This is a genomic window from Serratia sp. OLAL2 (assembly GCF_002752475.1).
Lineage (GTDB): Bacteria > Pseudomonadota > Gammaproteobacteria > Enterobacterales > Enterobacteriaceae > Serratia > Serratia bockelmannii.
Window position 1 is genome coordinate 263,305 of sequence record NZ_MSTL01000021.1, and the last position, 15,921, is coordinate 279,225.

Sequence of the window (15,921 nt, forward strand, 5' to 3'; positions counted from 1 at the left end):
TATCTTGAAATGAGATAAATCAAATGAAAATTATACATTGGTTTCCGCAGACGCGTTGCCGGATACTGCGCGCTATCTTCTTCCCGTGATGAAAAAATCATGAATCCACAAAACGCCCATCCGGGCCTCAGCCCGGCGCTGACCGTGCTGATTGCCATCGCCACCGGCCTGGCGGTCGCCAGCAACTATTACGCGCAACCGCTGCTGGAAACCATCGCCACCAGTTTCAACCTGTCGGTCAACCAGGCCGGCTTTATCGTCACCGCCGCGCAGCTCGGTTACGCCACCGGCCTGCTGCTGCTGGTGCCGCTCGGCGATATGTTCGAACGCCGCGGCCTGATCGTGTTCATGACGCTGCTGGCCGCCGGGGGCATGCTGATCACCGCCACCTCCGCCACGCTGCCGATGATGATCCTCGGCACCGCGCTCACCGGGCTGTTCTCGGTAGTGGCGCAGATCCTGGTGCCGCTGGCCGCCACGCTGGCCCACCCGGAAAAGCGCGGCAAGACCGTCGGCATCATCATGAGCGGCCTGCTGCTCGGCATCCTGCTGGCGCGAACCGTCGCGGGCGCGCTGGCGTCGTTCGGCGGCTGGCGCACCATCTACTGGGTCGCCAGCGTGCTGATGATCCTGATGGCGCTGATCCTGTGGCGCGCGCTGCCGCGCTATAAGCAACACTCCGGGCTGAACTACCCACAGCTACTGGCCTCGATCTTCAGCCTGTTCTGCCGCACGCCGCTGCTGCGCACCCGCGCCATCCTCGGCGCCCTGTCGTTCGCCAACTTCAGCGTGCTCTGGACCTCAATGGCCTTTCTGCTCGCCGCGCCGCCGTTCAACTATTCCGAGGGGGTGATCGGGCTGTTCGGCCTGGTGGGCGCCGCCGGGGCGCTGGCCGCTTCGCGCGCCGGGCATCTGGCGGACAAAGGTAAAGCCGGGTTGACCACCACCGTCGGCCTGGTGTTGTTACTGCTGTCCTGGATCCCTATCGCGTTAGCCAAACAGTCGCTATGGGCGCTGATCGCCGGCATTCTGATCCTCGATCTGGCGGTGCAGGCGGTGCACGTCACCAACCAGAGCGTGATGTACCGCATCATGCCGGACGCGCGCAACCGCCTGACAGCCGGCTACATGACCAGCTACTTTATCGGCGGCGCGCTCGGTTCTCTGCTCTCCGCCTCGGCCTATCAGCATGCCGGCTGGTACGGCGTGGCCGCCGCCGGCGGGGTGTTATGCCTGCTCAACCTGCTGACCTGGTGGCTCGGCAAGCACCACGATCCGCAAGGGCCAGCGACAATCTGATTATCGTGCAAATAGTCACTAAAGAAATTTATTAGCGGTGCAGGGTATAAACATTACTTACTCTCTGGTAATGTTCTGGGCATAAACTATTGAAGTCCTATCTACCCTGCGATCCACAACCATGCAAAGCCAAGCTGCAGACAGCCTCAATCCGCCCGCCGTCAGCGCCACCTTCGCCAACGGCGTCGTCGACAGTTTGCCGATCGTCATCGGGTATGTCCCGGTGGCGTTCGCCTTCGGCCTCAGCGCCGTCAAACTGGGCTTTTCCCCGCTGGAAAGCCTTTTCTTCTCCTGCATCATCTACGCCGGCGCCAGCCAGTTCGTGATCACCGCCCTGCTGAGCGCCGGCATGTCGCTGTGGGTCTCCGCGTTGACGGTGATGGCGATGGACGTGCGCCACCTGCTGTACGGCCCGGCGCTGCGTCACCGTATCGTCTCGCGCATGTCGCCCGGTAAAACGGCAATGTGGGCTTTTGGTCTGACCGATGAGGTCTTCGCCGCCGCCACCGCCAAGCTGATGCGCAATAACCGCAGCTGGAGCGAAAACTGGATGCTGGGCATCGCGCTCTGTTCCTGGCTTTCTTGGGTAGCCGGCACCGCGCTCGGCGCGCTGTTCGGCAACGGCCCGCTGGAGCAGTTCCCGGTGATCGAGGCCTCGCTGGCCTTCATGCTGCCGGCGCTGTTTCTCAGTTTCCTGCTGGCCGCTTTCCGGCGCCCGCAGAGCCTGACCATCGCTGCCTCATTGGCCGGTGCGCTGCTCGGCGTGGTGCTGTTCTCCATCCCGGTTGCCATTTTGGCCGGCATCGGCGCCGGTTGCGTCGCCGCTCTGTTCCAACCTGCCCCTGCGGAGGCCAGCCATGAACACTGATGTGCTGGTGATCGGCCTGGTGGTGGGCTGCGCCAATTACTTGTTCCGTTATCTGCCGCTGCGGCTGGCGCCGGCGCGCGCCCAGCCCGGCCTCAAACGCGGTAAAGCCGCCCTGCTACTCGACAGCATTGGCATCGCCTCGATCTGCGCCCTGCTGGTGGTCTCCAGCACGCCGGTGGTGATGCGCGAACCCGACAAGCTGCTGCCGACGTTGGCGGGGTTCGCCGCGCTGGCGCTGTGCTTCTACCGCAGTAAAAGCATCATTCTGTCGACGCTGCTCGGCGCGACGGCCTTTGGCGTCACATTAAAGCTGTTAATGCTTTTCGGTCCAGGCTGACGCCGCGCCGAACGTTTGGCTTCGCTTTGGCGTTTTCATGCGCCACATCTTTACAAACTCTGACAAATGACACGAATTGCTAAATTATCCGCACGGCTGAACATTTACATTATTAGTCACCGTCGTTACTATCTCGAACGAAATTAATGAGGCCCTAAATTATGGAAAGCTCGTTTGCCCCCATAGAACAAATGCTGAATTTCCGCGCCACCCGGCAGAAAGATTTCCCGTATCAGGAAATCCTGCTGACCCGCCTGTGCATGCACATGCAAGGCAAGTTGCTGGAAAATCGCAACAAGATGCTGAAGGCGCAGGGGATTAACGAAACACTGTTTATGGCGCTGATTACCCTGGATGCGCAGGAGAGCCACAGCATCCAACCTTCTGAGCTAAGCTCTGCCTTAGGCTCCTCGCGCACCAATGCGACCCGCATCGCCGACGAGCTGGAGAAACGCGGTTGGATCGAGCGCCGTGAAAGCGATAACGATCGCCGCTGCCTGCATCTGCATCTGACGCCGCAGGGGGAAGAATTTCTCAGTCAACTGCTGCCGCCGCAGCACCAATGTCTGCATTTCCTGTGGTCCACGCTGACCGACGATGAGCAAAAACAGCTGGAACAGCTGACGCGCAAATTGCTGGCACGTCTGGATCAAATGGAAATCACAGAACAGTTATCCTAATTCACAATTTCTGTTCAGGTACCTATTATGCGATCCCCATTTAACTGGAGATTCACCCCGCTGTTCGCCGTATTGCTGCTGGCCGGGTGTGCTTCTACCGATAATATTGCCCCGCAATCCACGCTGATGGATCCGCAGAGCCTGCAGTTGGCTCAGCCGAAAGTCAGTTCGCTGGCCGTCAGCCCGCAGTGGTGGCGCGCCCTCAAGGATCCGCAGTTGGATGCCCTGATGACGCAGACGCTGCAAAACTCGCCGACCCTGCGTCAAGCCGCCGCCCGCGTGCGCGAAGCGCAGAGCGTGGTGGGCGAAGCCAACGCCGCCAACGGGCCGAACCTGGATCTGAACGCCAGCACCCAGCGTCAACGCGTGCCGCAAAACGTCAATATGGGGTTGGGGTATCCGCATAAGCCGATCTATTCAAGCTCCAACTCCCTGGGGTTGAACCTGGCGTACGAATTCGACTGGTGGGGTAAATACCGCAACCAGGTGAACGCCGCCAAAGCGCAAGTGAACGCTGCACGCGCCGAGCAGGAACAGGCGGCGCTGACGCTGACCAGTTCGGTGGCGTCCGCCTACTACCAGCTGCAAAGCAATCTGGCGCTCGAAAAGCTACTGCAGCAGGAAGTGAACAACAATGAACGCCTGACCGCGCTGCGCCAACAGCGCTATCAGGCCGGGCTGACCGGCGTCGACGTGCCGCAACAAACCCAGGCGCAGTCCGACGTCGCTAAACAGCAGATCCTGCAGTTGCAGTCGCAAATCGAACAGCTCAGACACCAGCTCGCCGCGCTGGCGGGCCAAGGGCCGAACGCCATGCAGCACCTGCGTCAGGTGCCGTTGCCCGCAGACAACCTGATGGCACCGCAGGGCGAGCTGACGGCGGATCTGCTGGGCAAACGCCCGGACATCGCCGCGCAACGTCAGCTGGTGGAGTCTTACAGCCAGCGCGTCAGCGCCGCGCGTAAGGAGTTTTACCCCAGCCTGACCATTTCAGCCTTCGCCGGCCTGATGACCACCAACACCAGTGGCACCAGCCCGAATCTGTTTGAAGCGGCCAGCCAGGCCTGGAACGTGATGCCGGCGATTTCGCTGCCGATCTTCCACGCCGGGGCGCTGCGCAGCAAGCTGGGCGAGGAATCCGCGCTGTATGACGAAGCGGTGGAATCCTATAACCAAACCATCCTGAATGCGGTACAGGAAACCGCCGACGCCATCACCATCCAGCAGAGTTCTGCGCAACAGCAGCTGCAGGCGGCGTCCGCGGCCCAGTCGATGCAACAGGTGTATCAGGTCGCTAACGCCCGTTACCAGGCAGGGATTATCGGGCGCGACGATCTGTTGACCAGCCAGACGCAGCTATTGCAGCAGCAACAGGCGGAGTTAAATGCCAGCAGCAACTTACTGCAGGCGAAGATAGGACTGATCCGTGCGCTGGGCGGTGGCTATCAGGCCCCGGCCGCAGCGGATTCGAAAGCATAATAATATAAGGCTTGGAGAACACCATGAGCGCGAGCGCGGAAATCCAAAACCCGCAGCAGCCGAGCGGCAAAAAGAAGCAGCGTAAATTTTGGCTGCTGTTGCTGACGGTTATTTTCATTGTGATAGGGGTGGCTTACTTAGTGTATTGGTTCCTGGTGCTGCGTCATCATCAGGAAACCGACGACGCCTACGTCTCCGGCAACCAGGTGCAGATCATGGCCCAGGTGTCCGGTAGCGTGAACAGCGTCAATTTCGACAACACCGACTACGTCAAGCAGGGTGACGTACTGCTGACGCTCGATCCGACCGATGCCGAGCAGGCGTTTGAACGCGCCAAAACCGGCCTGGCCAACAGCGTGCGTCAGACCCACCAGCTGATCATCAACAGCAAGCAGTATCAGGCCAACATCGCCCTGCGCAAGACCGATCTGAGCAAGGCCGAGAACGATCTGAAACGCCGCGTGGTGCTGGGCAGCGTTGACGCCATCGGCCGCGAAGAGCTGCAACACGCTCGCGATGCGGTCGACAGCGCCAAGGCCGCGCTGGAAGTGGCGGTGCAGCAATACAACGCCAACCAGGCGATGGTACTGAATACCCCGCTGGAACAGCAGCCGGCAATCCAACAGGCCGCCGCGCAGATGCGTGACGCCTGGCTGGCGCTGCAGCGTACCAAAGTGATCAGCCCCATTACCGGTTATGTCTCGCGCCGCAGCGTGCAGGTCGGCGCGCAGATCGCCGCCGGTTCGCCGCTGATGGCGGTGGTGCCGGCCGATCACATCTGGGTTGACGCCAACTTCAAGGAAACCCAGATCGCCAACATGCGTATCGGCCAGCCGGCAACGGTAGTCAGCGATGTCTACGGCGATGACGTGGTGTATCAAGGCAAAGTGGTCGGTATCGATATGGGCACCGGCAGCGCCTTCTCGCTGCTGCCGGCCCAGAACGCCACCGGCAACTGGATCAAGGTGGTGCAACGTCTGCCGGTGCGTATTGAGCTCGACGCCAAGCAGGTGGCCGATCATCCGCTGCGCATCGGTCTTTCGACGCTGGTGACCGTCGACACCGCCAATCTGGACGGCCGCGTGCTGTCTGACGTGGTGCGCGACAAACCGCTGTACCAGAGCGACGCGCTGGCGTTGAATCTGGCGCCGGTTAACCAGCTGATCGCTGACGTGATCCATGCGAACGCCGGCTAAGCGCGCGGGAGGCCATCTTGCCACAGAAACCGCTTGAAGGCGCCCAGCTCGCCTGGATGACGGTCGCGCTCGCCATGGCGACCTTCATGCAGGTGCTGGACTCCACCATCGCCAACGTGGCGATCCCCACCATTGCCGGTAACCTCGGGTCTTCCAACTCGCAGGGGACCTGGGTGATCACCTCGTTCGGCGTGGCGAACGCCATCTCGATCCCGATCACCGGCTGGCTGGCGAAGCGCATCGGCGAAGTGCGGCTGTTCCTCTGGTCCACCGCGCTGTTCGTCCTCGCTTCCTGGCTGTGCGGCATCTCCAACAGCCTCGGCATGCTGATCTTCTTCCGCGTGATCCAGGGCGTGGTGGCCGGGCCGCTGATCCCGCTGTCGCAGAGCCTGTTGCTGAACAACTACCCGCCCGCCAAGCGAGCGATGGCCCTGGCGCTCTGGTCGATGACCGTTATCGTCGCGCCGATCTTCGGGCCGATCCTCGGCGGTTACATCAGCGACAACTACCATTGGGGTTGGATCTTCTTCATCAACATCCCGATCGGCGCCTTCGTTATCATGGCGGCGATGGCGACGCTGAAGGGGCGAGAAACCAAAACCGAGATCAAACCGATCGACACGGTTGGACTGGTGCTGCTGATCGTCGGCATCGGTTCGCTGCAGGTGATGCTCGATCAGGGCAAGGAGCTGGACTGGTTCAACTCGACCGAGATCATCACCCTGACCGTCGTGGCGGTCGTAGCGCTGTTGTTCCTGGTGGTCTGGGAGCTGACGGATGACCATCCGGTGGTGGATCTGTCGCTGTTCAAGTCGCGCAACTTCACCATCGGCTGCCTGTGCATCAGTCTGGCGTACATGCTGTACTTCGGCGCCATCGTGCTGTTGCCGCAGCTGCTGCAAGAGGTGTACGGCTATACCGCCACCTGGGCCGGGCTGGCGTCGGCGCCGGTCGGGCTGATCCCGGTGCTGCTGTCGCCGATCATCGGCAAGTTCGGCAACCGGCTCGACATGCGCAGGCTGGTGACCTTCAGCTTCATCATGTATGCCGTGTGCTTCTACTGGCGCGCCTATACGTTTGAACCGGGCATGGACTTCGGCGCTTCCGCCTGGCCGCAGTTCGTCCAGGGCTTCGCCATCGCCTGCTTCTTCATGCCGTTGACCACCATTACGCTGTCCGGCCTGCCGCCGGAGCGTATGGCGGCGGCATCGAGCCTGTCGAACTTCACGCGAACCCTGGCGGGCTCGATCGGTACCTCGATCACCACCACCCTGTGGACGCAGCGCGAATCGCAGCACCATTCGCAGCTGACGGAGTTCGTCAACCCGTACAACCCGCAGTCGCAGGAGATGTACCGGCAACTGGAGCAGCTCGGCATGAGCAAGCAGCAGGCGTCGGCGTATATCGCCAACGAGATCACCGCGCAGGGCCTGATCATCTCCGCCAACGAGATCTTCTGGCTGTCGGCCGGGGTGTTCCTGGTACTGCTGGTGCTGGTATGGGTGGCGAAACCGCCGTTCAGCTCTGGCGGCGGTGGGGGCGGCGGCGCTCACTAAGCTTCAATAAACGAAACGGGCGCCCTGGGGCGCCCGTTTTTTTATCCGACGTAGAACAGATTACGCCTGATTCTGACGCCACCAGTCCGCCAGCAGAATGCCGGTCGCCACGGAAACGTTCAGGCTTTCCACTTTGCCGGTGCCGCCGATAGACACGTTCATGTCGCCCTGTTGCCAGGCGCCGTCGCTGAGGCCGTCACGCTCCTGGCCCAGCACCAGCACCATCTTGGCCGGCAGTCTGGCCTGCGCCAGCGCGGTGCCTTTGTGGCTGGAGGTGGTGACGATGGTGTAACCCGCCTTGCGGAAGGTATCCAGCACCGACAGGAAATCATCGGCGTTGATCGCCTTGATGTGCTCCGCGCCGCCTTCTGCGGTACGCACCGCCGCGCCGGACTCCAGCAGCGCCGGATCCTGCAGCAGCACGCCATTGACGCCGAAGTGGGCGCACGAACGGACGATGGCGCCCAGGTTGTGCGGGTTGCCCACTTCTTCCAGCGCCAGCACGCAGTCGGTCGCCGGTGCGGTTTTCAGGTAGGTCTGCGCATCCAGGCCCTGACGCTTTTTGATCAGGAAGCAGACGCCGCCGTGGTGCTCGGTGCCGGAAGCCTTGGCCAGCTCTTCCTCATCCACCACGTGGTAGGCTTTGCGGTTAGCCGCCATCCAGCGCAGCGCTTCACGGAAGCGCGGCGTGACCGACTGCACGAACCAGGCGCGCACGATCGCTTCCGGGCGGCTGGCGAACAGCGCCTGACAGGCGTTTTCACCGTAAACGCGGGTTTCTTCCGCGCGCTGGCGGCGCAGCTGTTCCGGATCGATGAAGCTTTTGCCACTGATGCCACCGTGATCGAACGCCGGCTCTTCATTCGGTGCCCGCGAGACGGTTCTCCACGGTGACTCGTTGCCACCGCGATCTTCAGTGCGCGCCGGACGGCGAGGACGATCGCTTTCACTGCGGCGGGAGTCGGCGCCGCGGCGATCGTTGCCGCCACGCGCCTTGTCTTGACCAGTGCGGCCCGAGCGCGCACCGTCAGCCGGACGGCCTTTGCCAGCCGGACGTTTATTCTTGTTGCGGTCATCGCCATTGTCGTCGTCATTGCGGACGTACATCACTTTGACTTTACCGTTCTTGCCACTAAATGAATCGTTCATTGTCTTCTCCACCAACGCGCAGGGCGCGAAGATTACCTGATGTTGGTGCACGAAGCCACCAACTTGCGCTAAAAGCTCCCAACTATCACATCCATTGAACAAACCTCATTGTTCACGCGCCGGGTTTTGCCGATAATTGTCAGCATTAAAGAAACATCTCCGCAACCGCGTTGCGGGGACCCGGCTTTCTCAGTACCCGAGGTCAACATGAATACAGTTTGTGCAGCTTGCAATGCCACCAACCGTGTGCCGGAAGAACGTCTGGCGGACAACGCGAAATGCGGCCGCTGCGGCCACGAGCTCTTCGACGGTGAAGTGATCAACGCCACCGCCGCCACGCTGGACCAGTTGCTGCAGGACGATCTGCCGGTCGTGGTCGATTTCTGGGCGCCGTGGTGCGGCCCGTGCCGCAGCTTTGCGCCGATCTTTGAAGACGTGGCCGAAGAGCGCGCCGGCAAAGTGCGCTTCGTGAAAGTGAACACCGAAGCCGAACCGGAGCTGAGCGCCCGTTTCCGCATCCGCAGCATCCCGACCATCATGGTGTTCCGTCAGGGCAAGATGGTCGACATGCTCAACGGCGCGATGCCGAAGGCGCCGTTTGACAACTGGCTCAACGAGTTAGTGTGATTCCGCAAGTATAGGCCGTATCCCGCCATCGCGCGCGAACGCGCCCCGATCGAGCCCGCCCCTCCCGGCGGGCTTTTTTCTGCGTTACAATAGCGGTTTTTCCCCCAGGATCGTTATGACCGACAACGCCGTACTTCGCCTGCGCCAATTCCGTTTAGACCGCGCCACCCGCCCTTTTTTGGCGCGCGGTTGCCGGGTGGCGCGTTGTCAGGGTTGCCTGCTGCCGCATAAAAACTGCCTGTGTGACACCATTCGCCCGCAGCAGGCCGGCAGCCGCTTCTGCCTGATCATGTTCGGCGCCGAGCCGCTCAAGCCCAGCAACACCGGGCGCCTGATCGCCGATATCCTGCCGGACACCCAGGCGTTCCTCTGGTCGCGTACCGAGGTCGATCCCGCCCTGCTGGCGGCCATCAACGATCCGACGCGGCAGCCTTATGTGGTGTTCCCCGCGTCCTACGCCGACGCCGAACGGCCGGTGTTCAATGAGCTGCCCGTCGGCGGTAAACCGCCGCTGTTCATCATGCTGGACGGCACCTGGGCAGAAGCGCGCAAAATGTTCCGTAAAAGCCCGTATCTCAATCAATTCCCGGTGTTTTCACTCAACGTCGATGCCGCATCCGACTATCAGCTGCGCGAAGCCAGCCGCGCCGAGCAGCACTGCACGGCGGAAGTGGCCGCCGCCCTGTTGCAACAGGCGGGCGATCTGCCGGCCGCCGACGGATTGAATCAGCATTTCCGCTATTTCCGTCAACAGTATCTGGCGGGAAAACCGACCCGGCCGGAGGCACCGGTCACAGCAATGTAGCCATAAAGCGCCTAAAATCAGGCGTAACGTTGCCAAAAGGAGCCGTGCATGAGCCAGCGAGGGTTAGAAGCGCTACTACGTCCCAAATCGATCGCCGTGCTGGGCGCTTCGCAGCAGCCGGGCCGCGCCGGCAACCTGATGATGAGCAACCTGCTGGCCGGCGGTTTCGGCGGGCCCATCTTGCCGGTGACGCCGCGCTACAAGGCGGTATGCGGCGTCATGGCCTATCCCGACGTCGCCAGCCTGCCGCTGACGCCGGATCTGGCGATCATCTGCACCCACGCCAAGCGTAATCTGGCGCTGATCGACGCGCTGGGCCAACGCGGCTGCAAAACCGCCATCGTGCTCTCTTCGCCACCGGAACAGTTCGCCGAGCTGAAGGCCTGCGCGCAGCGCCACGCCATGCGGCTGTTGGGCCCCAACAGCCTGGGGCTGCTGGCGCCGTGGCAGGGCATCAACGCCAGCTTCTCGCCGGTGCCGATCCAAAAGGGCAAGCTGGCGTTTATCTCGCAGTCCGCCGCCGTGGCCAACACCATTCTCGACTGGGCGCAGCAGCGCGAAGTCGGCTTCTCCTACTTCATCGCGCTGGGCGACAGCCTGGACATCGACGTCGACGACCTGCTCGACTTTTTGGCGCGCGACAGCAAGACCAGCGCCATCCTGCTGTATCTGGAAAACATCAGCGACGCACGACGCTTTCTCTCCGCCTCGCGCAGCGCCTCACGCAACAAGCCCATTCTGGTGATCAAAAGCGGCCGCAGCCAACAGGCGCAATTACTGCTCAACAGCCAGCTGGGGCTGGACGCCGCTTATGACGCCGCCATCCAGCGCGCCGGCCTGCTGCGCGTGCAGGATACTCACGAGCTGTTCTCCGCGGTGGAAACCCTCAGCCATATGCATCCGCTGCGGGGGGAACGGTTGATGATCGTCAGCAACGGGGCGGCGCCGGCGGCGATGGCGCTGGACGAACTGCTCGGCCGCAACGGCAAACTGGCGACGCTGAGCGAGGAAAGCCTGGCGAAGCTGAGCGATGCGCTGCCCGATTTCATTCGCGCCGGCAACCCGCTCGATCTGCGCGACGACGCCACGCCGCAGCGCTACCTGGCGGCTCTCGAAGCGCTGCTCGACAGCCACGACTATGACGCGCTGCTTCTGATCCATGCGCCGAGTGCGGCGGCGCCGGGCACCGCCACGGCGCAGAGGCTGATTGACGCGCTGCATCGCCATACGCGCGGCAAGCGCATCACCTTGCTGACCAACTGGTGCGGCGAATACTCTTCTCAAGAGGCGCGCCGGCAGTTTACCGAGGCCGCCATTCCCACCTACCGCACGCCGGAAGGCGCGGTCACCGCCTTTATGCATATGGTGGAATACCGCCGCAACCAAAAGCAGCTGAAAGAGACCCCGGCGCTGCCGGTCGGCCTGACCGCCAATACCGCCGACGCTCACCGCCTGATCCATCAGGCGCTGGCCGAAGGCGCCACCCAGTTGGATACCCACGAGGTGCAATCCATTCTGCAGGCTTATGACCTGAGCACCCTGCCGACCTGGATCGCCGAAGACAGTGCCGAAGCGGTACATATCGCCGAGCAGATCGGCTACCCGGTAGCGCTGAAGCTGCGTTCGCCGGATATCCCGCACAAATCGGAAGTTCAGGGCGTGATGCTCTACCTGCGCACCGCGACCGAAGTGCAGCGCGCGGCGGAGGCGATCCTCGACCGTGTGAAGCGTACCTACCCCCAGGCGCGCATCCATGGCCTGTTGGTGCAGAGCATGGCCAACCGCGCCGGCGCCCAGGAGCTGCGCATCGCGGTGGAGCAGGATGCCATTTTCGGCCCGCTGATCATGCTGGGTGAAGGCGGCGTGGAGTGGCGCCAGGAAAATCAGGTGGCGGTCGCGCTGCCGCCGTTGAATATGGCGCTGGCGCGTTATCTGGTGCTGCAGGCGGTGAAAGGCGGCAAGATCCGCGGACGCAGCGCGCTGCGGCCTTTAGATATCCCTGGACTAAGCCGCTTGCTGGTGCAGGTCTCCAACCTGATCCTCGACTGCCCGGAGATCGCCCGGCTGGATATTCACCCGGTGTTGGCCTCCGGCAGCGAATTTACTCTGCTGGACGTTTCGATGCAGCTCGCGCCGTTCAGCGGCGATCCGCAGGCGCGGCTGGCGATCCGCCCTTATCCGCATGAGCTGGAAGAGACCATCGCGTTGAAAGACGGCAGCCAGTGCCTGTTCCGCCCTATCCTGCCGGAAGACGAGCCGGCGCTGAAACATTTCATCGACCGGGTGACCAAGGAAGACCTCTATTATCGCTACTTCAGCGAGATCAACGAGTTTACCCATGACGATTTGGCCAACATGACGCAGATCGACTACGATCGAGAAATGGCCTTTGTGGCGGTGCGCGCAGACGAGATCATCGGTGTGACCCGCGCGCTGTCCGATCCGGACAACACCGACGCCGAGTTCGCCGTACTGGTGCGTTCCGATCTCAAAGGCGTGGGCCTAGGCCGTCAGCTGCTGGAGAAAATGATCGCCTACGCGCGCGCGCATGGCCTGACCCGCCTGAGCGGCATCACCATGCCGAATAACCGCGGCATGATCGCGCTGGCGCAGCGACTGGGCTTTGGCATCGAGGTGCAGCTTGAGGACGGCATCGTCAATCTGACGCTGCCGCTGCAGGCCGCCGACGCGCAGTGACCTGCGTCGCAATGCGCTACGAATCCACCACTTAACGCCAAAACATACGCACAATCGGGGCAACTAATGGTATTATCGCCCGATTATTCGGTTTATTGTTTTTATGCCTGTGGCGTTCCGGCCATCAATCATGAGAGAAGAAACGCACTGTGATGTTGTCAAAATTTAAACGTAGCAAACATCAACAACACCTTGCACAACTGCCCAAACTCCCCCAGACGGTTGCTGATGTTCGTACGTTGTACGCGCCGTCCGATTTTCGCACCACGCTGCTGAGCGCCATCGCCAACGCCACCCAACGCATCTATCTGGTGGCCCTGTATCTGGAGCATGACGACGCCGGGCGCGAGATCCTCAACGCGCTGTATCAAGCCAAGCAGCGTCGGCCCGAGCTGGAAATCTGCGTACTGGTCGACTGGCACCGCGCACAGCGCGGGCGAATCGGCGCCGCCGCCGCCAATACCAACGCCGACTGGTACTGCGCCATGGCCAGCCAACATCCGGAACAGTCGGTGCCGATCTACGGCGTGCCGGTCAATACCCGCGAAGCGTTGGGCGTTCTGCACCTGAAGGGCTTTGTGGTCGACGATACCGTGATCTACAGCGGCGCCAGCATCAACGACGTTTATCTGCATCAGCATGAGAAATACCGTTACGATCGCTACCAGCTGATCACCAATGAGGTGTTGGCCGATACCCTGATCGATTACATCAAGCAGCATCTGCTCACCGCCGGCGCCGTACAACGCCTCGATCGCAGCGATCGGCCGAAAAGCCCGGAGATCAAAAACGAGACCCGTCTGTTCCGTTTCGCCCTGCGCCGCGCGGGTTACCACTTCCGCGGCAAGGCCGGCAACGATGAGCTGGCGGTGACGCCGCTGGTTGGGCTTGGCAAGCAAAGCGTGCTGAATAAAACCATTCATCACCTGATGTCGTGCGCCGACCAGAAACTGACGCTGTGTACTCCCTATTTCAACCTGCCGGCGCTGCTGGTGCGCAACATCATTTATCTGCTGCGCCAGGGCAAACAGGTGGAGATCATCGTCGGCGACAAGACCGCCAACGACTTCTATATTCCGGAGGACCAGCCGTTCAAAATCATCGGCGCGCTGCCCTACCTGTACGAGATCAACCTGCGCCGCTTTCTGAGCCGCTTGCAGCGTTATATCGACACCGGACAGCTGATCGTGCGTCTGTGGAAGGATGGCGATAACAGCTATCACCTGAAAGGCATGTGGGTAGACGAAGAGTGGCAGCTGATTACCGGCAATAACCTCAACCCGCGCGCCTGGCGGCTGGATCTGGAAAACGCCATTCTGATCCACGATCCCAAGCAGGAAATGCGCGAGCAGCGGCAAAAAGAGCTGGAATGCATCCGCACTCACACCACCGTGGTCGGCCACTATCAGGAGCTGCAAAGCATTCAGCAGTACCCGATCAAGGTGCGTAAGCTGATTCGCCGTCTGCGGCGTATCCGCATCGATCGGCTGATTAGCCGTATCCTGTAAGATGGACTCTGACCCCGGCCAAGGCCGGGGTTTTTATTACAGCTGTATCTCCTTGCCTTTGCGATGCAACCGGAGCGAGACCAGCAACGCCAGCAGGCACATGCCGGAAACGTACCAGAAGAAAGCGTTCTCCACGCCAAACGATTTAAGCGACAACGCGACATATTCCGCCGAACCACCGAACAGGGCATTCGCCACCGCATAAGACAAGCCTACCCCTAACGCGCGTACCTCCGGCGGGAACATCTCGGCTTTAAGCAGCCCGCTGATCGCGGTGTAAAAGCTGACAACGAACAGCGCCAACACGATCAGACCGAACGCCATAAAGGGGTTGGTCACCTCTTTCAAGGCAAACAGGATCGGCACCGTCAACACCGTGGCGAAGGCTGAGAAGATCAGCATCGAGCTGCGACGGCCGATTTTGTCCGAAAACGCGCCTACCGCCGGCTGCAGCAGCATAAAGACGAACAGCGCCACGGTCATGATGGCGCTGGCCAGCTTGGCGTCCATACCAGCGGTGTTCACCAGGTATTTTTGCATGTAGGTGGTGAAGGTGTAGAAGGTCAGCGAACCGGCGGCGGTAAAGCCCAGCACCATCAGGAACGCCTTGCGGTTCTTCCACAGCCCCGTCAGCGAACCGGCATCTTTGTGGTTACGCGTCTTCGCATCGGAGGTTTCATTCAGCGAGCGGCGCAGGTACAGCGCCACCACCGCCAACACCGCCCCCAAGGCAAACGGAATACGCCATCCCCAGGCTTTCAGCTCTTCGCCGGACAATATTTGCTGCAAGATCACCAAAACCAGCAGCGCCAACAGTTGCCCGCCGATCAGCGTCACGTACTGGAACGAGGAGTAGAAGCCACGCCGCCCCTTGATTGCCACCTCGCTCATGTAGGTGGCGCTGGTGCCATACTCCCCCCCTACCGACAACCCCTGGAACAGGCGGGCAATCAGCAGCAGCGCCGGCGCCCAGCTGCCGATTGATTCATAAGTCGGCAGGCAGGCGATCACCAGCGATCCGGCGCACATCATGCAGACCGAAATCAGCATCGAGTTTTTCCGGCCATGCTTGTCAGCGATGTAGCCGAATAACCAACCGCCGATAGGTCGCATGAAGAAGCCGGCGGCGAATACCCCGGCGGTTTGCAGCAGCTGTGTCGTACTGTTGCCCGCCGGAAAAAATGAGGCAGCAAAGTAGATTGAGCAGAAGGAGTAGACGTAAAAATCAAACCACTCCACCAGATTGCCTGACGAAGCCCCGACGATAGCGAAAATGCGTTTCTTGTTATCCAGCGCTCCCTGTTCGGTGCCGTGCTCATCCCCAAGAGCCGAGGTTGTTTCTGTCATGATGTTTTCTCCGAGCCATAGCAATGATGAAATTCGGCGTCCTGCCGCCAGGTGTTACTTTATTGTTATTTATAAGTTAACAGCCAAACTTAATAGCGGACGAAGAATATCTGATATTCAGAGAAACAATGCGTTGGTTTTGTGATGAATATTAAACAGTACGATGAAAGCTGAAGCGGATTACAACGGGGATTTTCCATTTTACGCACAGCAAAAAGCCCTGAACGTCAGTTCAGGGCTTTCGGCTTTATTTGATGCCTGGCAGTGTCCTACTCTCGCATGGGGAGACCCCACACTACCATCGGCGCTACGGCGTTTCACTTCTGAGTTCGGCATGGGGTCAGGTGGGACCACCGCGCTATTGCCGCCAGGC

At 61.0% G+C, this 15,921-nt stretch carries 13 protein-coding genes and 1 rRNA gene; 11 read left to right on the forward strand and 3 right to left on the reverse strand.

Annotation, left to right across the window (positions count from 1 at the left end; genetic code table 11):
- Nucleotides 1–99: 99 nt before the first annotated feature.
- The 7 genes from BVU99_RS24530 (at nt 100) to emrB (ending at nt 7,415) form a co-directional block, all read left to right on the forward strand.
- A complete protein-coding gene (locus tag BVU99_RS24530) occupies nt 100–1,299 on the forward strand; it encodes an MFS transporter (protein WP_025303999.1) in 1,200 nt (399 codons plus the stop codon).
- 121 nt (nt 1,300–1,420) lie between these two features.
- The gene (locus tag BVU99_RS24535) at nt 1,421–2,167 is read left to right on the forward strand and encodes an AzlC family ABC transporter permease (protein WP_025304000.1); all 747 of its coding nucleotides are present in this window, start codon (nt 1,421–1,423) and stop codon (nt 2,165–2,167) included.
- Nucleotides 2,157–2,504, forward strand: a complete 348-nt coding sequence (gene ygaH, locus BVU99_RS24540) for an L-valine transporter subunit YgaH (protein ID WP_025304001.1) — start codon at nt 2,157–2,159, stop codon at nt 2,502–2,504. The genes BVU99_RS24535 and ygaH overlap by 11 nt, the downstream gene beginning before the upstream one ends.
- Nucleotides 2,505–2,665: 161 nt before the next feature.
- On the forward strand, nt 2,666–3,184 hold the full coding sequence (gene mprA / locus BVU99_RS24545; RefSeq protein WP_025160249.1) for a transcriptional repressor MprA: 519 nt from the start codon (nt 2,666–2,668) through the stop codon (nt 3,182–3,184).
- Nucleotides 3,185–3,211: 27 nt separating this feature from the next.
- Complete coding sequence (locus BVU99_RS24550) at nt 3,212–4,663, forward strand: efflux transporter outer membrane subunit (protein ID WP_025304002.1); 1,452 nt, start codon at nt 3,212–3,214, stop codon at nt 4,661–4,663.
- 23 nt (nt 4,664–4,686) lie between these two features.
- On the forward strand, nt 4,687–5,859 hold the full coding sequence (emrA, locus tag BVU99_RS24555) for a multidrug efflux MFS transporter periplasmic adaptor subunit EmrA (RefSeq protein ID WP_043143796.1): 1,173 nt from the start codon (nt 4,687–4,689) through the stop codon (nt 5,857–5,859).
- Nucleotides 5,860–5,876: 17 nt separating this feature from the next.
- Nucleotides 5,877–7,415 carry a multidrug efflux MFS transporter permease subunit EmrB gene (gene emrB / locus BVU99_RS24560; RefSeq protein ID WP_043143795.1) on the forward strand — a complete coding sequence of 513 codons (1,539 nt, stop codon included), beginning with the start codon at nt 5,877–5,879 and terminating at the stop codon, nt 7,413–7,415.
- 60 nt (nt 7,416–7,475) lie between these two features.
- Here emrB and BVU99_RS24565 read toward each other — a convergent pair whose 3' ends face one another.
- Nucleotides 7,476–8,564 carry a tRNA/rRNA methyltransferase gene (locus BVU99_RS24565; RefSeq protein ID WP_049296144.1) on the reverse strand — a complete coding sequence of 363 codons (1,089 nt, stop codon included), beginning with the start codon at nt 8,562–8,564 and terminating at the stop codon, nt 7,476–7,478.
- A 207-nt stretch (nt 8,565–8,771) separates the two neighbouring features.
- Here BVU99_RS24565 and trxC point away from each other — a divergent pair, with 207 nt between their 5' ends.
- From trxC to pssA, 4 genes are all read left to right on the forward strand, one after another.
- Nucleotides 8,772–9,191, forward strand: coding sequence for a thioredoxin TrxC (trxC, locus tag BVU99_RS24570; RefSeq protein ID WP_004928868.1), 420 nt, complete (start codon nt 8,772–8,774; stop codon nt 9,189–9,191).
- Nucleotides 9,192–9,306: 115 nt separating this feature from the next.
- Complete coding sequence (locus tag BVU99_RS24575) at nt 9,307–9,996, forward strand: tRNA-uridine aminocarboxypropyltransferase (protein ID WP_038629863.1); 690 nt, start codon at nt 9,307–9,309, stop codon at nt 9,994–9,996.
- Nucleotides 9,997–10,044: 48 nt separating this feature from the next.
- Nucleotides 10,045–12,693, forward strand: coding sequence for a bifunctional acetate--CoA ligase family protein/GNAT family N-acetyltransferase (locus BVU99_RS24580; RefSeq protein ID WP_025304006.1), 2,649 nt, complete (start codon nt 10,045–10,047; stop codon nt 12,691–12,693).
- Between the two features lie 152 nt (nt 12,694–12,845).
- Nucleotides 12,846–14,201, forward strand: coding sequence for a CDP-diacylglycerol--serine O-phosphatidyltransferase (pssA, locus tag BVU99_RS24585; protein ID WP_025304007.1), 1,356 nt, complete (start codon nt 12,846–12,848; stop codon nt 14,199–14,201).
- A gap of 36 nt (nt 14,202–14,237) precedes the next feature.
- On the opposite strand, the gene BVU99_RS24590 is transcribed toward pssA, so the two are convergent.
- Nucleotides 14,238–15,548, reverse strand: a complete 1,311-nt coding sequence (locus BVU99_RS24590; protein ID WP_099816893.1) for an MFS family transporter — start codon at nt 15,546–15,548, stop codon at nt 14,238–14,240.
- A gap of 256 nt (nt 15,549–15,804) precedes the next feature.
- A 5S ribosomal RNA gene (gene rrf, locus BVU99_RS24595) occupies nt 15,805–15,920 on the reverse strand.
- Nucleotide 15,921 lies beyond the last annotated feature (1 nt).